Below are 15,625 nucleotides of genomic sequence, written 5' to 3' on the forward strand. Positions count from 1 at the left end.
TGCACGAACCCCCTTAGCCGATCAAGCCGGCCAGATGCCTCCACACACCGAAAGCGCCCAGATCGTTGAGCGTGACGAACAGCATCAGCGCGAGGATCGCCAGCATGCCGCCCCGAAACGCCCATTCCATCACCTGCGGCTCCACCGGGCGCCGGCGGACCGCTTCCACGGCGTAGAACAGGAGATGACCACCATCCAGCACCGGGACTGGCAACAGGTTGATGAATCCCAGATTAATGGAAACGAGCGCGATCAGGAACGCGAACTCGATCGGCCCCATCGAAAGTCGCTCGCCCGAGACCTGCGCGATCTTCAGCGGACCGCCGAGCTCGGACACCGAACGGCGACCGGTGATGATCTGGCCGAGGCCGTCCACCGTCATCCGCACGATGTCGCCGGTCGTGCGCAGGCCGACCAGCGGCGCCTCGAGAAGGCTCACCGGGACCTGGGTCGATCCGGCCGCGCCGATGCCGAGCTGGCCGATGCGGAACTCGTTGCCGAAGCGATCGCGCTCCATCCGCGTGCCGATCACCGCGTCGACGCTGCGCTCCGCCCCGCCGCGGACGAAGTCGATCCGCACCGGCTCGTTGGGCCGCAGCTGGGTGAACTGCACCATGTCGGCATAGGTCTCGACCGTGCGACCGCCAAGCCCGGTGATGCGATCTCCGGGCTGCAGGCCGGCGCGTGCCGCGGCGCTGCCCTGGAGAACCGTGCCGACCACCGAAGGCGTCCGGTTCTCGCCGAACATGAAGGCGAAGGCCGAGAGGATGACGATCGCGACGACGAAATTGGCGATCGGCCCGGCGGCAACGATGATCGCGCGCTGCCACAGCGGCTTGGCCTGGAACGTCCTGGCGCGCTCGCTTGCCGGCAGCTGCAGCCATTCGGGCGAAGGCTGGCTCGCCGGGTTCATGTCGCCGGCGAAGCGGACATAGCCGCCCAGCGGCAACAGGCTGAACTTCCAGCGCGTGCCGCGACGATCGGTGACGCCGGCGATCTCGCGGCCGAAGCCGATCGAGAATTCCTCGGCCTTCACGCCGAAGAGACGGCCGGCCAGATAATGTCCCAGCTCGTGCAGGAACACGAGCGGCCCGATCACCAGCGCGAACGCCAGAATGGTGAGCAGGATGCCGGGGGATTGGATCAAGCGACGCAGTCCTTCACTCGCTCAGCCGCATAAAACCGCGCCTCCTCGTCGATCGCCAGCACGGCGTCGAGCGTCTCCGGCGCGGCCGGGTCATAGCGGCTAAGCGTATCGGCAGAGATTGCGGCAATTTCAAGAAATCCGATCCGGCCGGCAAGAAAGGCTGCGACAGCGACTTCGTTGGCTGCGTTGAGGATCGCAGGGCGTGCCCCGCCCGCCTTCAAGGCTTCCATCGCCAACGTGAGCGCCGGAAAGCGATCGAGATCCGGGTTTTCGAAGTCTAGCCGGCCCACCGCGGCAAGATCGAGCGCGGGGCACGGTGTCTCCATCCGCTCGGGCCAGGCCAGCGCATAGGCGATCGGCGTGCGCATGTCGGGCGTGCCGAGCTGGGCCAGCACCGATCCGTCGACATATTCGACCATCGAATGGACGACCGACTGGGCATGGACCAACACCGCCAGCTGCTCGGCGGCAACCGGGAACAGATGGAAGGCCTCGATCAGTTCAAGGCCCTTGTTCATCATCGTCGCCGAATCGACCGAGATCTTGGCGCCCATCGACCAGTTGGGATGCGCCACCGCCTGTGCCGGGGTGATGCCGCGCATCTCCGCCTTCGGCGTGGCACGAAACGGGCCCCCGCTGGCGGTGAGGATGATCCGGCGAACGCCCTTGGGCGCGGTGCGGTCGAGGCACTGGAACACCGCGTTGTGCTCCGAATCGACCGGGAGCAGCGTCGCGCCATGCGCGCGGGCCGCCGCCATCATTACTTCACCCGCCGAGACCAGCGATTCCTTGTTGGCCAGCGCAACGGTACCGCCGGCCTCAAGCGCGGCCATCACCGGCTTGAGCCCGGCCGTGCCGACGATCGCCGCCATCGTCCAGTCCGCGCCCATGCGGGCGACGTCGCACACCGAATGGGCGCCGCCCATCGTTTCCACGCCGCTGCCGGCAAGCCGTTCCTGCAGCGCCGGCAGGCATGCCTCGTCTGCCACCACCGCGCAGCGCGCCCTGGTACGGATCGCCGCTGCCGCCAGCTTCTCGACATCGCAATTGGCGGTCAGCGCCACGACTTCGAAGGCGTGCGGATTTCGTTCGATCAGATCGAGCGTCGAGGTCCCGACCGAGCCGGTCGCCCCCAACACCGTGACGCGCTTCACCACCAGAAACCTCCCGAGACCACCTGATGATGGATCGCAAAAAACAGCGCCGCAACCGGTGCGGCGAAGACCAGCCCGTCGAGCCGATCAAGGATGCCGCCGTGCCCCGGCAGCAGATTGCCCGAATCCTTGACGCCGGCGACGCGCTTCAGATGACTCTCGTACAGGTCGCCGACCTGTGACGCGATCGCCACCACCGGCGAGATGCCGACGAGCCACCAGCCGATCGCCACGCCGGGTGCGGCGGCGACGAACAGGGCCGAGAAGAGGATCGCAGCCGCAAGCCCGCCAACCAGGCCCGCCCAGGTCTTGTTCGGGCTGATCGCCGGCGCGAGCTTCGGTCCGCCGATCGCGCGGCCGGCGAAATAGGCGCCGCTGTCGCACACCCAGACGATCGCCATCGACCAGAGCGTCGCGGCGAAGCCCTGCGGATGATCGCGCAGCAGCAGCAGCGCCAGCACCGGCAGGCCGACATAGATCTGCCCCGCCGCCAGCTTGGCGTTGCGGGTAACGATGGCGACGAAGAAAAACGCGCCGAACACCAGCCCCAGGGCGAGAAACCCGGGGCCCGACGCCGCTGGGCTGAGGATCGCCAGCGGCACCATCAGCACATATTGGCTGAGCCGGCGCTTCGCTTCATCGCCGGCGAGCAATGCCCATTCGCCGATCATCAGCACGGCCATGATCGTCACGACCAGCCAGAAGCCCCAGCCGCCGGCCCAGAGCGCCGCGAGCGCGAGGCCGACCAGCGCGACCCCGACGACGGCGCGTTTGGGAAGGTCCGAATTCTTGCTCACAGGCCTCCGAAACGGCGCTGCCGCCGCCCGAACTGGGCAAGCGCATCGGCAAGGGTCCGCTCGTCAAAGTCCGGCCACAGCGTATCGACGAACAGCAGCTCGGCATAGGCGGCCTGCCACAGCAGGAAGTTGGAGAGCCGCTGCTCGCCGGAGGTGCGGATCATCAGGTCGAGCGGCGGCAGGCCTGCCGTTTCCAGCTCGCTCTCGAACCGCGTTTCGTCGATCGTCGCGGGATCGAGCGTGCCGTTGCGCGCCTGCTCCGCCAGCTTGCGGGCCGCGGCGAGGATCTCGGCCTGCGCGCCATAGTTCAGCGCGATCACCAATGTCGGCCCTGGATTGTCCGCGGTCCGCGCAACGGCGCCATCGATCATCGCGACGAGATCGGGCGAGAGCTGCCGCCAATCGCCGATCACGCGCAGTTTCACGCCTTCGGCAATCAGTTCGTCGAGCTCGCTGGCGAGGAACTGCCGCAGCAGCCCCATCAGCGCGCCGACTTCTTCCTCCGGTCGCCGCCAATTTTCGGACGAGAAGGCGTAGAGCGTCAGCACCTCGATGCCGAGCGTGCGTGCAGCACGCGCAACGCGGCGCACCGCCTCCACGCCCTGGCGATGCCCGGCGACGCGCGGCAGCAGCCGCTTCTTCGCCCAGCGGCCATTGCCGTCCATGATGATCGCGACATGGCGGGGTGGCGGGGTGCCGCCACCCGAAGCGGAGGCCAGCTTAACGGCCACCGCGCCCTGCCCTTTCGGCCGCACCAGAGCCCCCGGCGCGGATCACTTGCCCAGGATTTCCTTTTCCTTCGCCGCCGCCGCCGCGTCGATATCGGCGATGGTCGCGTCGGTGATCTTCTGGACCTCGGTCTCGTGGCGCTTGCGCTCGTCCTCGCCGAACACGCCCTTCTTCTCGTCGGCCTTCAGGCTGTCCATGCCGTCGCGACGCACGTTGCGCGCAGCGATACGGGCCTTTTCGGCGTACTGGTTGGCGAGCTTGGCGAGTTCCTTGCGGCGCTCCTCGGTCAGGTCGGGGATCGGCAGGCGCAGCGTCTGGCCGTCGACGATCGGGTTGAGGCCGAGGCCCGCCGAGCGGATCGCCTTGTCGACCGGGCCGACGTTCGACTTGTCCCACACCTGCACCGAGAGCATCCGCGGCTCGGGCGCCGAGACGGTCGCCACCTGGGTGATCGGCATGTGCGAGCCATAGACCTCGACGGTCACCGGATCGAGCAGCGTGGTCGAGGCACGGCCGGTGCGGAGACCGGTCAGATCGTGCTTGAGCGATTCCACCGCGCCGGCCATGCGGCGCTCGAGATCTGCCTTGTCGTAAGCGGCCATTTTGGCGTTCCTTGAAGCTTGGGTAATGTGGGTTACGCGGCGTTCGCGTCCTGGACGATGGTGGAAGTCCCCTCGCCCCGAAGCACCGAAGCGAGATTGCCCTCGCCGCGGATGTTGAACACCACGATCGGGATATGGTTGTCGCGGCAGAGCGCGACCGCCGACGCGTCCATCACCTTCAGATTGTCGGCAAGGACGCGGTCGTAGCTGAGCGTCTCGTAACGGGTCGCGGTCGGGACCTTCTTGGGATCGGCGTCGTACACGCCGTCGACCGAGGTGCCCTTGAACAGCGCATCGCATTTCATCTCGGCGGCACGCAGCGCGGCGGTGGTATCGGTGGTGAAGAACGGCAGCCCCGTACCCGCCGCGAACAGCACGACGCGGCCCTTCTCCATGTGCCGCTCGGCGCGACGGCGGATATAGGGCTCGCAGACGCTGGCCATCGGGATGGCGGACTGGACGCGGGTCTCGACGCCGACCTTCTCGAGCGCGTTCTGCATGGCGAGCGCGTTCATCACGGTGGCGAGCATGCCCATGTAATCGGCACTGGCGCGGTCGAAGCCCTGCGCGGCGCCGGCGATGCCACGGAAGATGTTGCCGCCGCCCACGGTCATGCAGATCTCAAGACCGCTTTCCTTGGCTTCCTTCACCTCGAGCGCGACGCGCTCGCAGGTCTCGGGATCGATACCGAACTGGCCCTGGCCCATCAGGACCTCCCCCGACAGCTTGAGAAGAATGCGGCGGAAGGTCGATATGGTCATGAGGTTCCTGATATCTTGGGTAGCGGACAGCGAAGCGGCGCGGACCCTAGAGGAGCCGCGCCGCGCGAACAAGCGTGGATGCCGGGGAAAAACCGTCGAAACGGCCCCTCCCGGCGCGCCTGATTACTTGGTGAGACCGGCGGTCGCGGCCACTTCGGCAGCGAAGTCGCTCTCTTCCTTCTCGATGCCTTCGCCAAGCTGGAAGCGGACATAGTCCTTCAGCACGATCGCCGAGCCCGAATCCTTCGCCGCCTTGGCGATGACGTCCGACACCGGGGTCTTGCCGTCCATCACGAACAGCTGGCTGAGCAGGGCGTTCTCCTTGGCGAACTTCTTCACCGCGCCATCGACCATCTTCTCGATGATATCGGCCGGCTTGCCGCTCTCGGAAGCCTTTTCGGCTGCGATCGCACGCTCGCGGGCGAGCACGTCCTGGTCCAGGCCGCTCTCGTCGAGCGCCAGCGGGAAGGCGGCGGCGATGTGCATCGCCAGCTGCTTGCCGAGCGGCTCGAGCACGTCGACACCGGCTTCCGACTCGAGCGCGACGAGCACGCCGATCTTGCCGAGGCCCGGGGCCGCCGCATTGTGGACGTACGGGATCACCGCACCCTTGGCGACTTCGACCTTCTTGGCGCGACGCAGCACCTGGTTCTCGCCGATCGTCGCGATGTTGGCGGTCAGCGTCTCGTCCACGGTCTGGCCCGACTCCATCTTCGCGGCCTTGATCGCGGCGATGTCGTCACCGGCTTCCAGCGCCAGCGCGGTGGTCTCGCGGACGAAGTTCTGGAAGATCTCGTTCTTGGCGACGAAGTCGGTCTGCGAGTTCACCTCGACGGCGACACCCTTGGTGCCGGCAACCGCCAGGCCGACCAGGCCTTCGGCGGCGGTGCGGCTCGACTTCTTGGCGGCAGCCGCGAGGCCCTTGGCGCGCAGCCAATCGGCAGCGGCTTCCATGTCGCCGTTGGTTTCGGAGAGCGCCTTCTTGCAATCCATCATGCCGGCGCCGCTCTTTTCGCGGAGTTCCTTGACGGCGGCTGCAGTGATCTCGGCCATGTCTCTATTCCTCAGTTAAAAGTCGGGCGGAGCAGTGCGTGTCGCCCTGCCCCGCCCCGATTACGGTTCGATGACGCGGGCGATCAGCCTTCGACGGCTTCCTCGACCGGCGGCTGCTCGGCAGCACCGAAGTCATAGCCCTGCTGCATCAGCGCCTCGCGGCCGCCGCGGGTCGCGGCGATGGCGATGGCTTCGCAGTAGAGGCGAATGGCGCGGCTGGCGTCGTCGTTGCCCGGAACCGGGAACGCGATGCCGTCCGGCGAAACGTTCGAGTCGAGCACGGCGACGACGGGGATGCCGAGCGTGTTGGCTTCCTTGATCGCCAGCTCTTCCTTGTTCGCGTCGATGACGAACATGATGTCGGGAATGCCGCCCATGTCGCGGATGCCGCCGAGCGAGAGCTCGAGCTTGTCGCGCTCGCGGGTGAGCTGCAGCACTTCCTTCTTGGTGAGGCCGTGCGTGTCGCCCGACAGCTGCTCTTCGAGCGTCTTGAGGCGCTTGATCGAGTTGCTGATGGTCTTCCAGTTGGTGAGCATGCCGCCCAGCCAGCGGTGGTTGACGAAGTGCTGGCCGGCGCGACGCGCTGCCTCGGCGATCGGCTCCTGCGCCTGGCGCTTGGTGCCGACGAACAGCACCTTGCCGCCAGCGGCGACGGTGGAGCTGACGAACTCGAGCGCGCGGGCGAAGAGCGGAACGGTCTGCGACAGGTCGATGATGTGAACGCCGTTGCGCTCACCGAAGATGTAGGGCTTCATCTTCGGGTTCCAGCGATGGGTCTGGTGACCGAAGTGCGCGCCCGATTCGAGCAGCTGCTGCATGGTGACGACGGGTGCCGCCATAGGGATAACTCCTTCCGGTTGGTCCTCTGGGAAGCGGGAATTCGGAGAGGCTCCGAACACCGGGCTATGATGCTTCCCATGCGGGGTTGAGGCCGGCCGCTTAGTCGATCTCGCCTGCAGACGCAAGCTGGAACATTATTGGAACATCGCTTGACGGCGGAACAGGAATGGAACATACGGCGATCAGAACACGACTGATGGAACAGGCGGGAGTCTCGGCGGTTCGAGGTTCTTGGGTTCCGCTGGGATCGGCGTTGAAGATCAGGAGCCGGGTAATGACTGGATTCGCTGTCTTTTTTCTGTTCGGGTCGGCTTTCGCGGCCGCCGTCTGGGCGCTCTACGCAAGCATTCATCCACAACTGCATCGCTTTGCCGAACTGTTCGGCATGGCGCGGCCGGTAGTGCTCCCCGCCCCGTCGCCGCGCCTGTCGCGGGTCAGGGTGCGATCGGTTCCGGCGCGGATGCCGCGTCCCCGCCCGCAGCGCGCAGCCGCCTGATCCGGCGGTAGGAACGCACGCTGAACGGGATGCTGACGAGATAGGCGATCGCGACGATCGCCAGCGTCGTCCAGGGTGCCGAGACCAGCGCCGCGGCAAGCGCGACGAGGACGGCGATCGCCTCGAACCGCACATTCTGGCGCAGACGGATCTTCGGACCGAAGGTGGCAACGCTGGAAACCATCAGGATCGCGATCAGCACGGTCCAGATGGCGATCAGGATCGGCGCACGGGTCAGCGGCTCGCCGGTCCAGAGCCAGAGGTACAGCGGCGTCAGCGCGAGCGCGGCCCCGGCCGGCGCGGGAACGCCGGTGAGGAAGCCCGCCGACTTGTGCGGCTGCTCTGCAAGATCGATCTGCGCGTTGAACCGGGCGAGCCGCAGCGCGCAGAACAGGGCGTGCAGCAGCGCGACCAGCCAGCCGAACCGACCGAGATCCGAAAGCGACCAGAGATAGAGGATCAGCGCGGGCGCCACGCCGAACGAGATCGCGTCGGACAGACTGTCGAGCTCGGCGCCGAAGCGGCTCTCGGCGCGGACGAGGCGAGCGATGCGGCCGTCGATGCCGTCGAGCACGGCGGCGGCGAGCACCATGAGCACCGCCGCCTCCCAGTTGCCGAGAATGGCGAAGCGGATGCCCGTCAGCCCCGAGCACAAGGCGAGTGCGGTGACGGCGTTGGGCAGCACCGCGCGCAGCGGAATGCCGCGCGGCAGCGCCGGCCTGCGCCCCAACCCGCGCCGGACGCGCGGGCGCGGATCGCTCATTGTGCCACCCCGGCGACGTTAGGCGCGTTGCGGCGGGCGAGGATCGTCTCGCCGGCAATGGTGCGCTGACCCAGGATGACCTGCGCGCCATATTCCTCGGGGAGAAACACATCGACGCGGCTGCCGAAGCGGATGAGCCCGATGCGCTGCCCCGCCACGACCATGTCGCCCGGCTTGACGAAGGCGACGATGCGGCGCGCCACCAGCCCGGCAATCTGGGTGAAGCCGATGCGCAGCCCGTCGCGATCCTCGACCACCATGTGCTGGCGCTCATTCTCGTCGCTCGCCTTGTCGAGATCGGCGTTCATGAACTTGCCGGAGATATAGATGACGTGCCGGATCGTGCCGGTGATCGGCGTGCGGTTCACATGCACGTCGAACACGCTCATGAAGATCGACACGCGCACCATCGGCGCGGTGCCGAGCGCGTGCGGGCCGGCGAGTTCGGGCGGCAGCGGCACCCGCTGGATCATCGTGACGAGGCCGTCTGCGGGCGCGACGAGCACCCCCTCCTCTACCGGGGTCACGCGCACGGGGTCGCGGAAAAAGGCGGCAACGCCAAGCGTCAGGAACAGGAGCGGCCAGGTGAGGACGTCCCAGACCCAGAGGCTCAGCAGCGCGATCACGGCGGCGATCAGCACATATTTGCGGCCTTCGGGGTGAATATCGGGAAAACGCCACTTCACCGTCGAGGTGCCGACCGGGGGCTTATCGAGCGATGTCATACCCCGAGGTGTAGCCCCAGCGCGCGAACTTTCCTAGATGGCGGGTTCCGTATCGGCACACCGGTGCGCGCCAAGCTCCGCCCACGAGCGCGCTTCCGTGAAAAATGTACGCGCAGCTTTGCCATATCGCCGGGCTGGCACGGTCTATCTGGCAGACACGCAGCCACGGGGAAATTGCATGCGACCCGCCACGACCGCTTCAGGCCAACCCGCAGCTGGTCGGATTGTCCCCATGGCGCGCCAGAGCATCCGCGCCGCCGCGCTCTATCTGCGGGACCTCGCCCTGATCGCACCGAATGTCGACCGTGTCCGCAAATATGGCCATGGTGCGCGCGCCACCTATATGGGCAACAATCGGGTACTCGTGAAAGTGGTGCTCCGAGGACACTGCATCGCCTATCTCGTCGAGGCCGACGATTTGCTGATCAGTCCGTGGTTCATCATCACCGGCAGCTACGAAACGCGCGTCACGAACTTCTTGCTGCGGAGCCTGCGAAGAGACAGCAACTGCTTGGATGTCGGTGCCAACTTCGGCTATTTCGCCTGTCTGATGGCGCGCTTCTGCCCGGACGGGCAGGTCTTGGCGGTCGAGCCGGACGCTCAAGTCTTCCCGCTCCTGCGCGATAATCTCGCGATCAACGGCTTTTCCGACCGGGCGACCGGGCTCCATGCCGCCGTCGCCGATTCAGAGCGCATGCTCACCCTCTACCGTCGTGACCTGCGCTCGGCCAATACGAGCATCGTCGCAGCGACGGAAGCGTTCACGCAGCTGATGGGCGAGCCGCCCGTCGAACCCTTTGCAGTTGCCGCGACCACGATCGATACGCTGGCAACGACACTGGGCGGCCGTGTAGATTTCCTCAAGATCGACGTCGAAGGCGCCGAACCGTTGGCTCTCGCCGGCGCGCGCGAGACGATTGCCGCAAATCCGCAGATCCAGATCGTGATGGAATGGTCACCCGGCCAAATCGAGGCGGCGGGATTTCAGCCCCGAGCCTTTACCGAGCTGCTCGGCATGCTGGGGTTGGAGGCCTTCGATTTCGACAAACGCGGAAAGCCGATCGCGATCACCGCGCTATCGACCCTTCCCTACCGTGCCGGCGTGCTCTTGCGCCGTCGCGCGCGGGCGATGGCCAATATTGGCAACAACGGGCCGCTGCTGCGTTAATGCCTTGACCAGAAACGGGATCGTTTTCGACGCGGCTCGCTTGCAAGTTGGCCGGAATTTGCGCAACCGATGTCGCTGAAGCGTAATATTTTCGTAAGGAAGCCCATGCCCCCTTCGACCGCCACCGCAAAGCGCCGCAGCGCCCGCCGCGGCCGCCCCGCCGGTGTGCCCTCCCCCACCATGTTCTTCCTGCAGCAGTTCCTGAAGCGCCCGGTGATGGTGGGCGCCGTTGCGCAATCGTCGGGCCGACTGATTCGGCGGATGCTGCGCAAGGTCGACTGGGCGAACACCAAGCTGTTCATCGAATATGGCCCCGGCGTCGGTACCTTCAGCCGTCCGATCCTCGAGCGGCTCGCGCCCGACGGCACGCTGATCGTGATCGATACCAACCCCGATTTCATCCGCTATCTGCGCCAGTCGATCGACGATCCACGTTTCGTCGCGGTGCTCGGCTCGGCGGCCGACGTGCAGAAGATCGTCCGCGACAACGGCTTCGACCATGCCGACTATATCGCCTCCGGCCTGCCCTTCTCGACGCTGCCCGACGGCGTCGGCGATGCGATCGCCAAGGCGACGCGCGAGATCCTGCGTCCGGGCGGCGCGTTCCTCGTCTACCAGTACAACCCCAATGTGCGGAACTTCCTGACACCGCACTGGGAGCATATCGAGCACGAGATGGAGTGGTGGAACATCCCGCCGGCCCAGCTCTGGTGGGCCTGGAAGGACTGACCCTTCCCACCGAACATCAAGAAGGGCGGCCATGGACTTCCACGGCCGCCCTTTTTGTTTCAAGCGAAGGGACGGCGTCAGCCCCCCCCAGCGATCACCAGTTCCACATCGTCCCGTCTTCGAGGCGGGCGACCGGCAGATAGGCCGGCTTGTACGGGTATTTCGCCGCCAGTTCCTCGTCGATGTCGACGCCATGGCCCGGCGCCTCGCCGCAGAACAGATAGCCCTTGTCGAAGTGGTAATCGTGCGGGAACACTTCGTCGGTCGCCTCGGAGTGGCGCATATATTCCTGGATGCCGAAATTGGGGACCCAGGTGTCGAAATGGAGCGCGCAGCCCATCGTCACCGGCGACAGGTCGGTGGCGCCATGGCAGCCGGTGCGCACCTGGTAGAGGCTGGCGAGATCGGCGAGGCGACGGAGATGGGTCAGGCCGCCGGCGCCGACCACCGTGGCGCGCAGATAGTCGATCAGCTGGTTCTGGATCAGGTCCTTGGCGTCCCAGATCGTGTTGAAGATCTCGCCCACCGCCAGCGGGGTGACGGTGTGCTGGCGGATCAGCTTGAACGCTTCCTGGTTCTCGGCAGGCGTTACGTCCTCCAGCCAGAACAGCTGGTAGGACTCGAGCATCTTGCCGAGATTGGCGGCTTCCTGCGGCGTGTAGCGGTGATGGCCGTCGTGCAGCAGATGATGATCGAAGCCATAGGTCGCGCGCAGCTTCTCGAACAGCTTGGGTACATAGTTGAGCGCCTTGCGCGTATCCCAGCCGGTCACTGAGGGCAGCGCCGCATCGGCGGGCTCGTAATAAAGCTTGCCGCGGCCCACGCCGTAGGCGTCCTTGATCCCCGGCACGCCGGTCTGGGCGCGGATCGCCTTGTAGCCCATCTCGATATACTGGCCGACGGCATCCACGGTCTCGTCGATGTCGCTGCCATTGGCATGACCATAGACCATCACGCCATCGCGGCTGCGGCCGCCGAGCAGCTGGTAAACGGGCATGCCGGCCATCTTGCCCTTGATGTCCCACAGCGCCATGTCGACCGCCGCGATCGCGCGCATCGTCACCGGGCCGCGGCGCCAATAAGCCCCGCGGTAGAGATACTGCCAGATGTCCTCGATGCGGCGCGGATCCATGCCGATCAGGCACGGGATCACGTGATCCTCGAGATACGACACAACCGCCAGTTCGCGGCCATTGAGCGTGCCGTCGCCGATGCCGTAGACGCCCTGATCGGTATGGATCTTCAGCGTCACGAAATTGCGGCCGGGACAGGTTACGATAACCTTGGCCGAGACGATCTTCATCGAGCTACCTCTATAGGCTGATTGTTGCCTCTGGCCTGACCAATCGAGCCTCAGCTGTCAAGGGGCGTCGGATTGGCCAGACCCAGAAATCGAACTTATCGGGCGCTCCCTAATCTTTCTTCAATGCGCGCCGCGTCCGTAGCACCGCCCAGGCGCGATCAGAAGGCGACCTTTCCGAACACCTGCCGCGTCACCGGATGGCTGGTGCTGAGCCCGCCATCGACCGCGATCGCCTGACCATTGACATAGCTTGCCGCATCGGAGGCCAGGAACAGGGCAACCTGGGCGATTTCCTCAGGCGACCCCGCGCGCCGCAGCGGGTTGAGCTGGCCGAGCCTGGCCTCCTTGCCTTGCGCGCGGGCGTACTCGAAGGCACGCTGCGTCATGCCGGTTTCGATGAGGCCGGGGCAGATCGCATTCACCCGCACGCCCGACGTGGCAAGCTGCTGCGCGGCGGTCTGCACCAGGTTGATCACCCCCGCCTTGGACGCCGAATAGGGCGTGCCGCCTGCGCCCGATCGTAGCCCGGCGACGCTGGCGGTACACAGGATCGCTCCGCCGCCACGCGCGACGATCTGCGGCGCGGCATGCTTGATCGCGAGTGCCGGGCCGATCAGATTGATCCGCAGGACCTCCGTCCAAAGCTCTACGGAAGCGTCGAAAATTCCTGCCGTGCCGCCGGCGATCCCGGCATTGGCGTGGAAGATGTCGATCCCGCCGAAGCGGGCGCACGCGGCCGCCACCAACTGCTCGACCGCCTCCTCGTCCCCTGCATCCATCTCCACGGCGAGCGCGGCGTCGAGGCCCTCGATCGCGGCGTGCACGGCGCTCGACAGGTCCGCCGCGACCACCGCGGCGCCATGGGTCGCGAAGGCTCGCGCGGTCGCCCGCCCGATCCCGGACGCCGCACCCGTGACAACCACCACCTTGCCGGTGAAATCGAACGCGCTCATGCTGCCCCCGCTCGCTGCGCGAACTGCCAGGCAGCAGCGGCCAGACCCGGCAGGCGCGCGACCGTGTTCGCCGCGTCGGCGCTGGATGCATTGCCGTCGAGCATGCGCTTCTTGATGCCCTGAACGATGCCGGCCAAGCGGAAGAGATTGTAGGCGAAATACCAGTCGAGGTCTGGCACGCCGTCCCGCCCGGTCGCCGCACAATAGCGCGCCACCATTGCCTCCATGGTCGGAATGCCGGTCTCGGGCCCGGCCAGTCCCTTCACCCCCGAGCGCCCCTCGGGCTCGGTCACCCAGTTCATCAGGAAGTAGGATAAGTCCGCCAGCGGATCCCCGAGCGTCGACAGCTCCCAGTCGAGCACCGCCAGCACCTGCGGGGTATCGGCGGCGAAGATCATGTTGTCGATGCGATAGTCGCCATGGACGATGCTGGTGCGGGTCTGGGCCGGCACGGTGCTCGGCAGGAAGGCGATCAGCGACTCGATTTCGGGCACTTCGTCCGTCTGGCTGGCGCGATACTGGCGGGTCCAACGCTCGACTTGGCGCGCGAAGTAATTGCCCGGCCTGCCATAGTCGCCCAGCCCGACCGCGTCGGGATCGATGGCATGCAGTGCGGCGAGCGTGTCGATGATCGCTTCATAGGTAGCGGTCCGTTCGGCGGTCGCCATGTCGGGCAGCGCGCCGTTCCACAGCGTCCGCCCCTCGACCAGTTCCATCAAATAGAAGGGGGCGCCGATCACCTGCCGGTCTTCACAGAGCGCGTAGGGCCGCGCCACCGGAAAGCCGGACGGATGCAAGGCCGCGATCAGCCGATACTCGCGCTCGACGGCATGCGCCGAGGGCAGGATCGTGCCGAACGGCTTACGACGCAGGACATAATGTCCTGTAGCTGCCTCCACGCGATAGGTCGGATTGCTCTGACCGCCCGGGAACTTGGTGACGGTAACCGGCCCCGCAAGGCCGGGCACATGGGCTGCGCCCCAGGCGGCCAGGCGGATTTCGTCCAGATCGCTCATGCGGCGGCGGCCCCGAACAGGCGGACTGCGTGCATCCCGCTTCCTCCTACCGGCTGACGCCGAGGTCGCCGGACGAGGCGCGATCCGCCTTGAGGTCGGCATATTTGCCGAACTCGGCCCGGGCGATCGCGCGGGCATGCACTTCGTCGGGGCCATCGGCCAGCCGCAACGTGCGGACGCTGCCCCAGTTATGCGCGAGATCGAAGTCATCGCTCACCCCTGCCCCGCCATGCGCCTGGATGGCATCGTCGAGGATCTGCAGCGCCATGCCCGGCGCCTGCACCTTGATCATTGCGATCTCGAGCTGGGCCGCCTTGTTGCCTGCCTTGTCCATCATGTCGGCCGCTTTGAGGCAAAGCAGCCGCGTCATTTCGATGTCGATGCGGGCGCGGGCGATCCGCTGCTCCCAGATCGAATGATCGGCGATCCGCTTGCCGAACGCGACGCGGGTGACGAGCCGCTTCGCCATGGCGGCGATCGCTTCCTCCGCAACGCCGATCGTGCGCATGCAATGATGGATCCGGCCTGGGCCGAGGCGCCCCTGCGCGATCTCGAACCCGCGGCCCTCGCCGAGCAGTAGATGGTCGACCGGCACGCGCACGTCGCGCAGCACGATCTCGGCATGGCCGTGCGGCGCATGATCATACCCGAACACCGAAAGCATCCGTTCGATGGTGACGCCGGGGGTGTCGAGCGGCACCAGGATCATGCTCTGCTGGGCGTGCCGGGCGGCGCCGACATCGGTCTTGCCCATCAGGATGGCGATCTTGCACCGGGGGTCGCCGGCGCCGGAGGACCACCATTTCCGTCCGTTGATCACATAGTGATCGCCGTCGCGCTCGATCCGCGTCTCGATATTGGTCGCGTCCGACGAGGCGACCGCCGGCTCGGTCATCAGGAAGGCCGAGCGGATCTCGCCGCGCATCAGCGGCGCCAGCCACGCCTCCTTCTGCGCACGTGTGCCGTAGCGGTGCAGCACTTCCATGTTGCCGGTATCGGGCGCCGAGCAGTTGAACACCTCGGATGCCCAGCCAACCCGGCCCATCTCCTCCGCGCACAGTGCATATTCCAGATTGGTGAGTTGCTCGCCTTCGAAGACGAAGCTGTCATCGACCGGCGGCTGGCCAGAATGAGGCGGCATGAAGAAATTCCAGAGCCCCGCCGCCTGCGCCCGTGCCTTCACCGCTTCGAGGACCGGATTGACCGCCCAGCGATCTCCCGCCACAGCCGCCGCGCGATACTCGGCATCGCGCGGCTGGACCTCGGCGTCGACAAAGGCCTTCACCCGGTCGCGAAAATGGGTTTCGCGCGCGTTCAGCGTGAAGTCCATGGCATCGCTCTCCTGTCATTCTTTGGCCAGAGGCTTACCCCGTACCCGATATTCGGTAA

At 66.4% G+C, this 15,625-nt stretch carries 16 protein-coding genes; 2 read left to right on the top strand and 14 right to left on the bottom strand.

What is annotated here, in order from left to right; translation table 11 throughout:
• Positions 1–13 precede the first annotated feature (13 nt).
• The 10 genes from SAZ01S_RS05885 to SAZ01S_RS05930 form a co-directional block, all read right to left on the bottom strand.
• Positions 14–1,147, bottom strand: coding sequence for a M50 family metallopeptidase (locus SAZ01S_RS05885; protein ID WP_084580971.1), 1,134 nt, complete (start codon positions 1,145–1,147; stop codon positions 14–16).
• Positions 1,144–2,301: a 1-deoxy-D-xylulose-5-phosphate reductoisomerase gene (locus tag SAZ01S_RS05890; RefSeq protein WP_084581129.1), complete on the bottom strand. Its 1,158-nt coding sequence runs from the start codon at positions 2,299–2,301 to the stop codon at positions 1,144–1,146. The genes SAZ01S_RS05885 and SAZ01S_RS05890 overlap by 4 nt, the downstream gene beginning before the upstream one ends.
• Positions 2,298–3,098, bottom strand: a complete 801-nt coding sequence (locus tag SAZ01S_RS05895; RefSeq protein ID WP_084580973.1) for a phosphatidate cytidylyltransferase — start codon at positions 3,096–3,098, stop codon at positions 2,298–2,300. Before SAZ01S_RS05895 ends, SAZ01S_RS05890 begins: the two co-directional genes overlap by 4 nt.
• Complete coding sequence (gene uppS / locus SAZ01S_RS05900; RefSeq protein ID WP_245824648.1) at positions 3,095–3,763, bottom strand: polyprenyl diphosphate synthase; 669 nt, start codon at positions 3,761–3,763, stop codon at positions 3,095–3,097. Before uppS ends, SAZ01S_RS05895 begins: the two co-directional genes overlap by 4 nt.
• 108 nt (positions 3,764–3,871) lie before the next feature.
• A complete protein-coding gene (gene frr / locus SAZ01S_RS05905; RefSeq protein ID WP_084580975.1) occupies positions 3,872–4,429 on the bottom strand; it encodes a ribosome recycling factor in 558 nt (185 codons plus the stop codon).
• A gap of 32 nt (positions 4,430–4,461) precedes the next feature.
• Complete coding sequence (gene pyrH, locus SAZ01S_RS05910; RefSeq protein WP_084580977.1) at positions 4,462–5,190, bottom strand: UMP kinase; 729 nt, start codon at positions 5,188–5,190, stop codon at positions 4,462–4,464.
• A gap of 123 nt (positions 5,191–5,313) precedes the next feature.
• Positions 5,314–6,243, bottom strand: a complete 930-nt coding sequence (tsf, locus tag SAZ01S_RS05915) for a translation elongation factor Ts (RefSeq protein WP_084580979.1) — start codon at positions 6,241–6,243, stop codon at positions 5,314–5,316.
• An 83-nt stretch (positions 6,244–6,326) separates the two neighbouring features.
• Positions 6,327–7,082: a 30S ribosomal protein S2 gene (gene rpsB, locus SAZ01S_RS05920; RefSeq protein WP_010544558.1), complete on the bottom strand. Its 756-nt coding sequence runs from the start codon at positions 7,080–7,082 to the stop codon at positions 6,327–6,329.
• A 435-nt stretch (positions 7,083–7,517) separates the two neighbouring features.
• Positions 7,518–8,342 carry a CDP-diacylglycerol--serine O-phosphatidyltransferase gene (gene pssA, locus SAZ01S_RS05925; RefSeq protein ID WP_084580981.1) on the bottom strand — a complete coding sequence of 275 codons (825 nt, stop codon included), beginning with the start codon at positions 8,340–8,342 and terminating at the stop codon, positions 7,518–7,520.
• Complete coding sequence (locus SAZ01S_RS05930; RefSeq protein WP_084580983.1) at positions 8,339–9,067, bottom strand: phosphatidylserine decarboxylase; 729 nt, start codon at positions 9,065–9,067, stop codon at positions 8,339–8,341. The genes pssA and SAZ01S_RS05930 overlap by 4 nt, the downstream gene beginning before the upstream one ends.
• Before the next feature lie 232 nt (positions 9,068–9,299).
• On the opposite strand from SAZ01S_RS05930, the gene SAZ01S_RS05935 reads away from it, so the two are divergent.
• Together SAZ01S_RS05935 and SAZ01S_RS05940 are read left to right on the top strand one after the other, a co-directional pair.
• Positions 9,300–10,235 carry an FkbM family methyltransferase gene (locus SAZ01S_RS05935; protein WP_167693083.1) on the top strand — a complete coding sequence of 312 codons (936 nt, stop codon included), beginning with the start codon at positions 9,300–9,302 and terminating at the stop codon, positions 10,233–10,235.
• Positions 10,236–10,340: 105 nt separating this feature from the next.
• The gene (locus SAZ01S_RS05940; RefSeq protein ID WP_084580987.1) at positions 10,341–10,964 is read left to right on the top strand and encodes a class I SAM-dependent methyltransferase; all 624 of its coding nucleotides are present in this window, start codon (positions 10,341–10,343) and stop codon (positions 10,962–10,964) included.
• 94 nt (positions 10,965–11,058) lie between these two features.
• Here the strand turns inward: SAZ01S_RS05940 and manD are convergent, their stop codons facing one another.
• From manD to SAZ01S_RS05960, 4 genes are all read right to left on the bottom strand, one after another.
• Entirely contained in the window at positions 11,059–12,267 is a 1,209-nt protein-coding gene (gene manD, locus SAZ01S_RS05945) for a D-mannonate dehydratase ManD (RefSeq protein ID WP_084580989.1), read from the bottom strand.
• A 158-nt stretch (positions 12,268–12,425) separates the two neighbouring features.
• Positions 12,426–13,220: an SDR family NAD(P)-dependent oxidoreductase gene (locus tag SAZ01S_RS05950; protein ID WP_084580991.1), complete on the bottom strand. Its 795-nt coding sequence runs from the start codon at positions 13,218–13,220 to the stop codon at positions 12,426–12,428.
• On the bottom strand, positions 13,217–14,236 hold the full coding sequence (locus SAZ01S_RS05955) for a phosphotransferase family protein (RefSeq protein WP_084580993.1): 1,020 nt from the start codon (positions 14,234–14,236) through the stop codon (positions 13,217–13,219). Before SAZ01S_RS05955 ends, SAZ01S_RS05950 begins: the two co-directional genes overlap by 4 nt.
• Positions 14,237–14,282: 46 nt before the next feature.
• On the bottom strand, positions 14,283–15,566 hold the full coding sequence (locus SAZ01S_RS05960; RefSeq protein WP_084580995.1) for an acyl-CoA dehydrogenase family protein: 1,284 nt from the start codon (positions 15,564–15,566) through the stop codon (positions 14,283–14,285).
• Positions 15,567–15,625: the final 59 nt, after the last annotated feature.

The organism is Sphingomonas azotifigens NBRC 15497 (genome assembly GCF_002091475.1).
GTDB lineage: Bacteria > Pseudomonadota > Alphaproteobacteria > Sphingomonadales > Sphingomonadaceae > Sphingomonas > Sphingomonas azotifigens.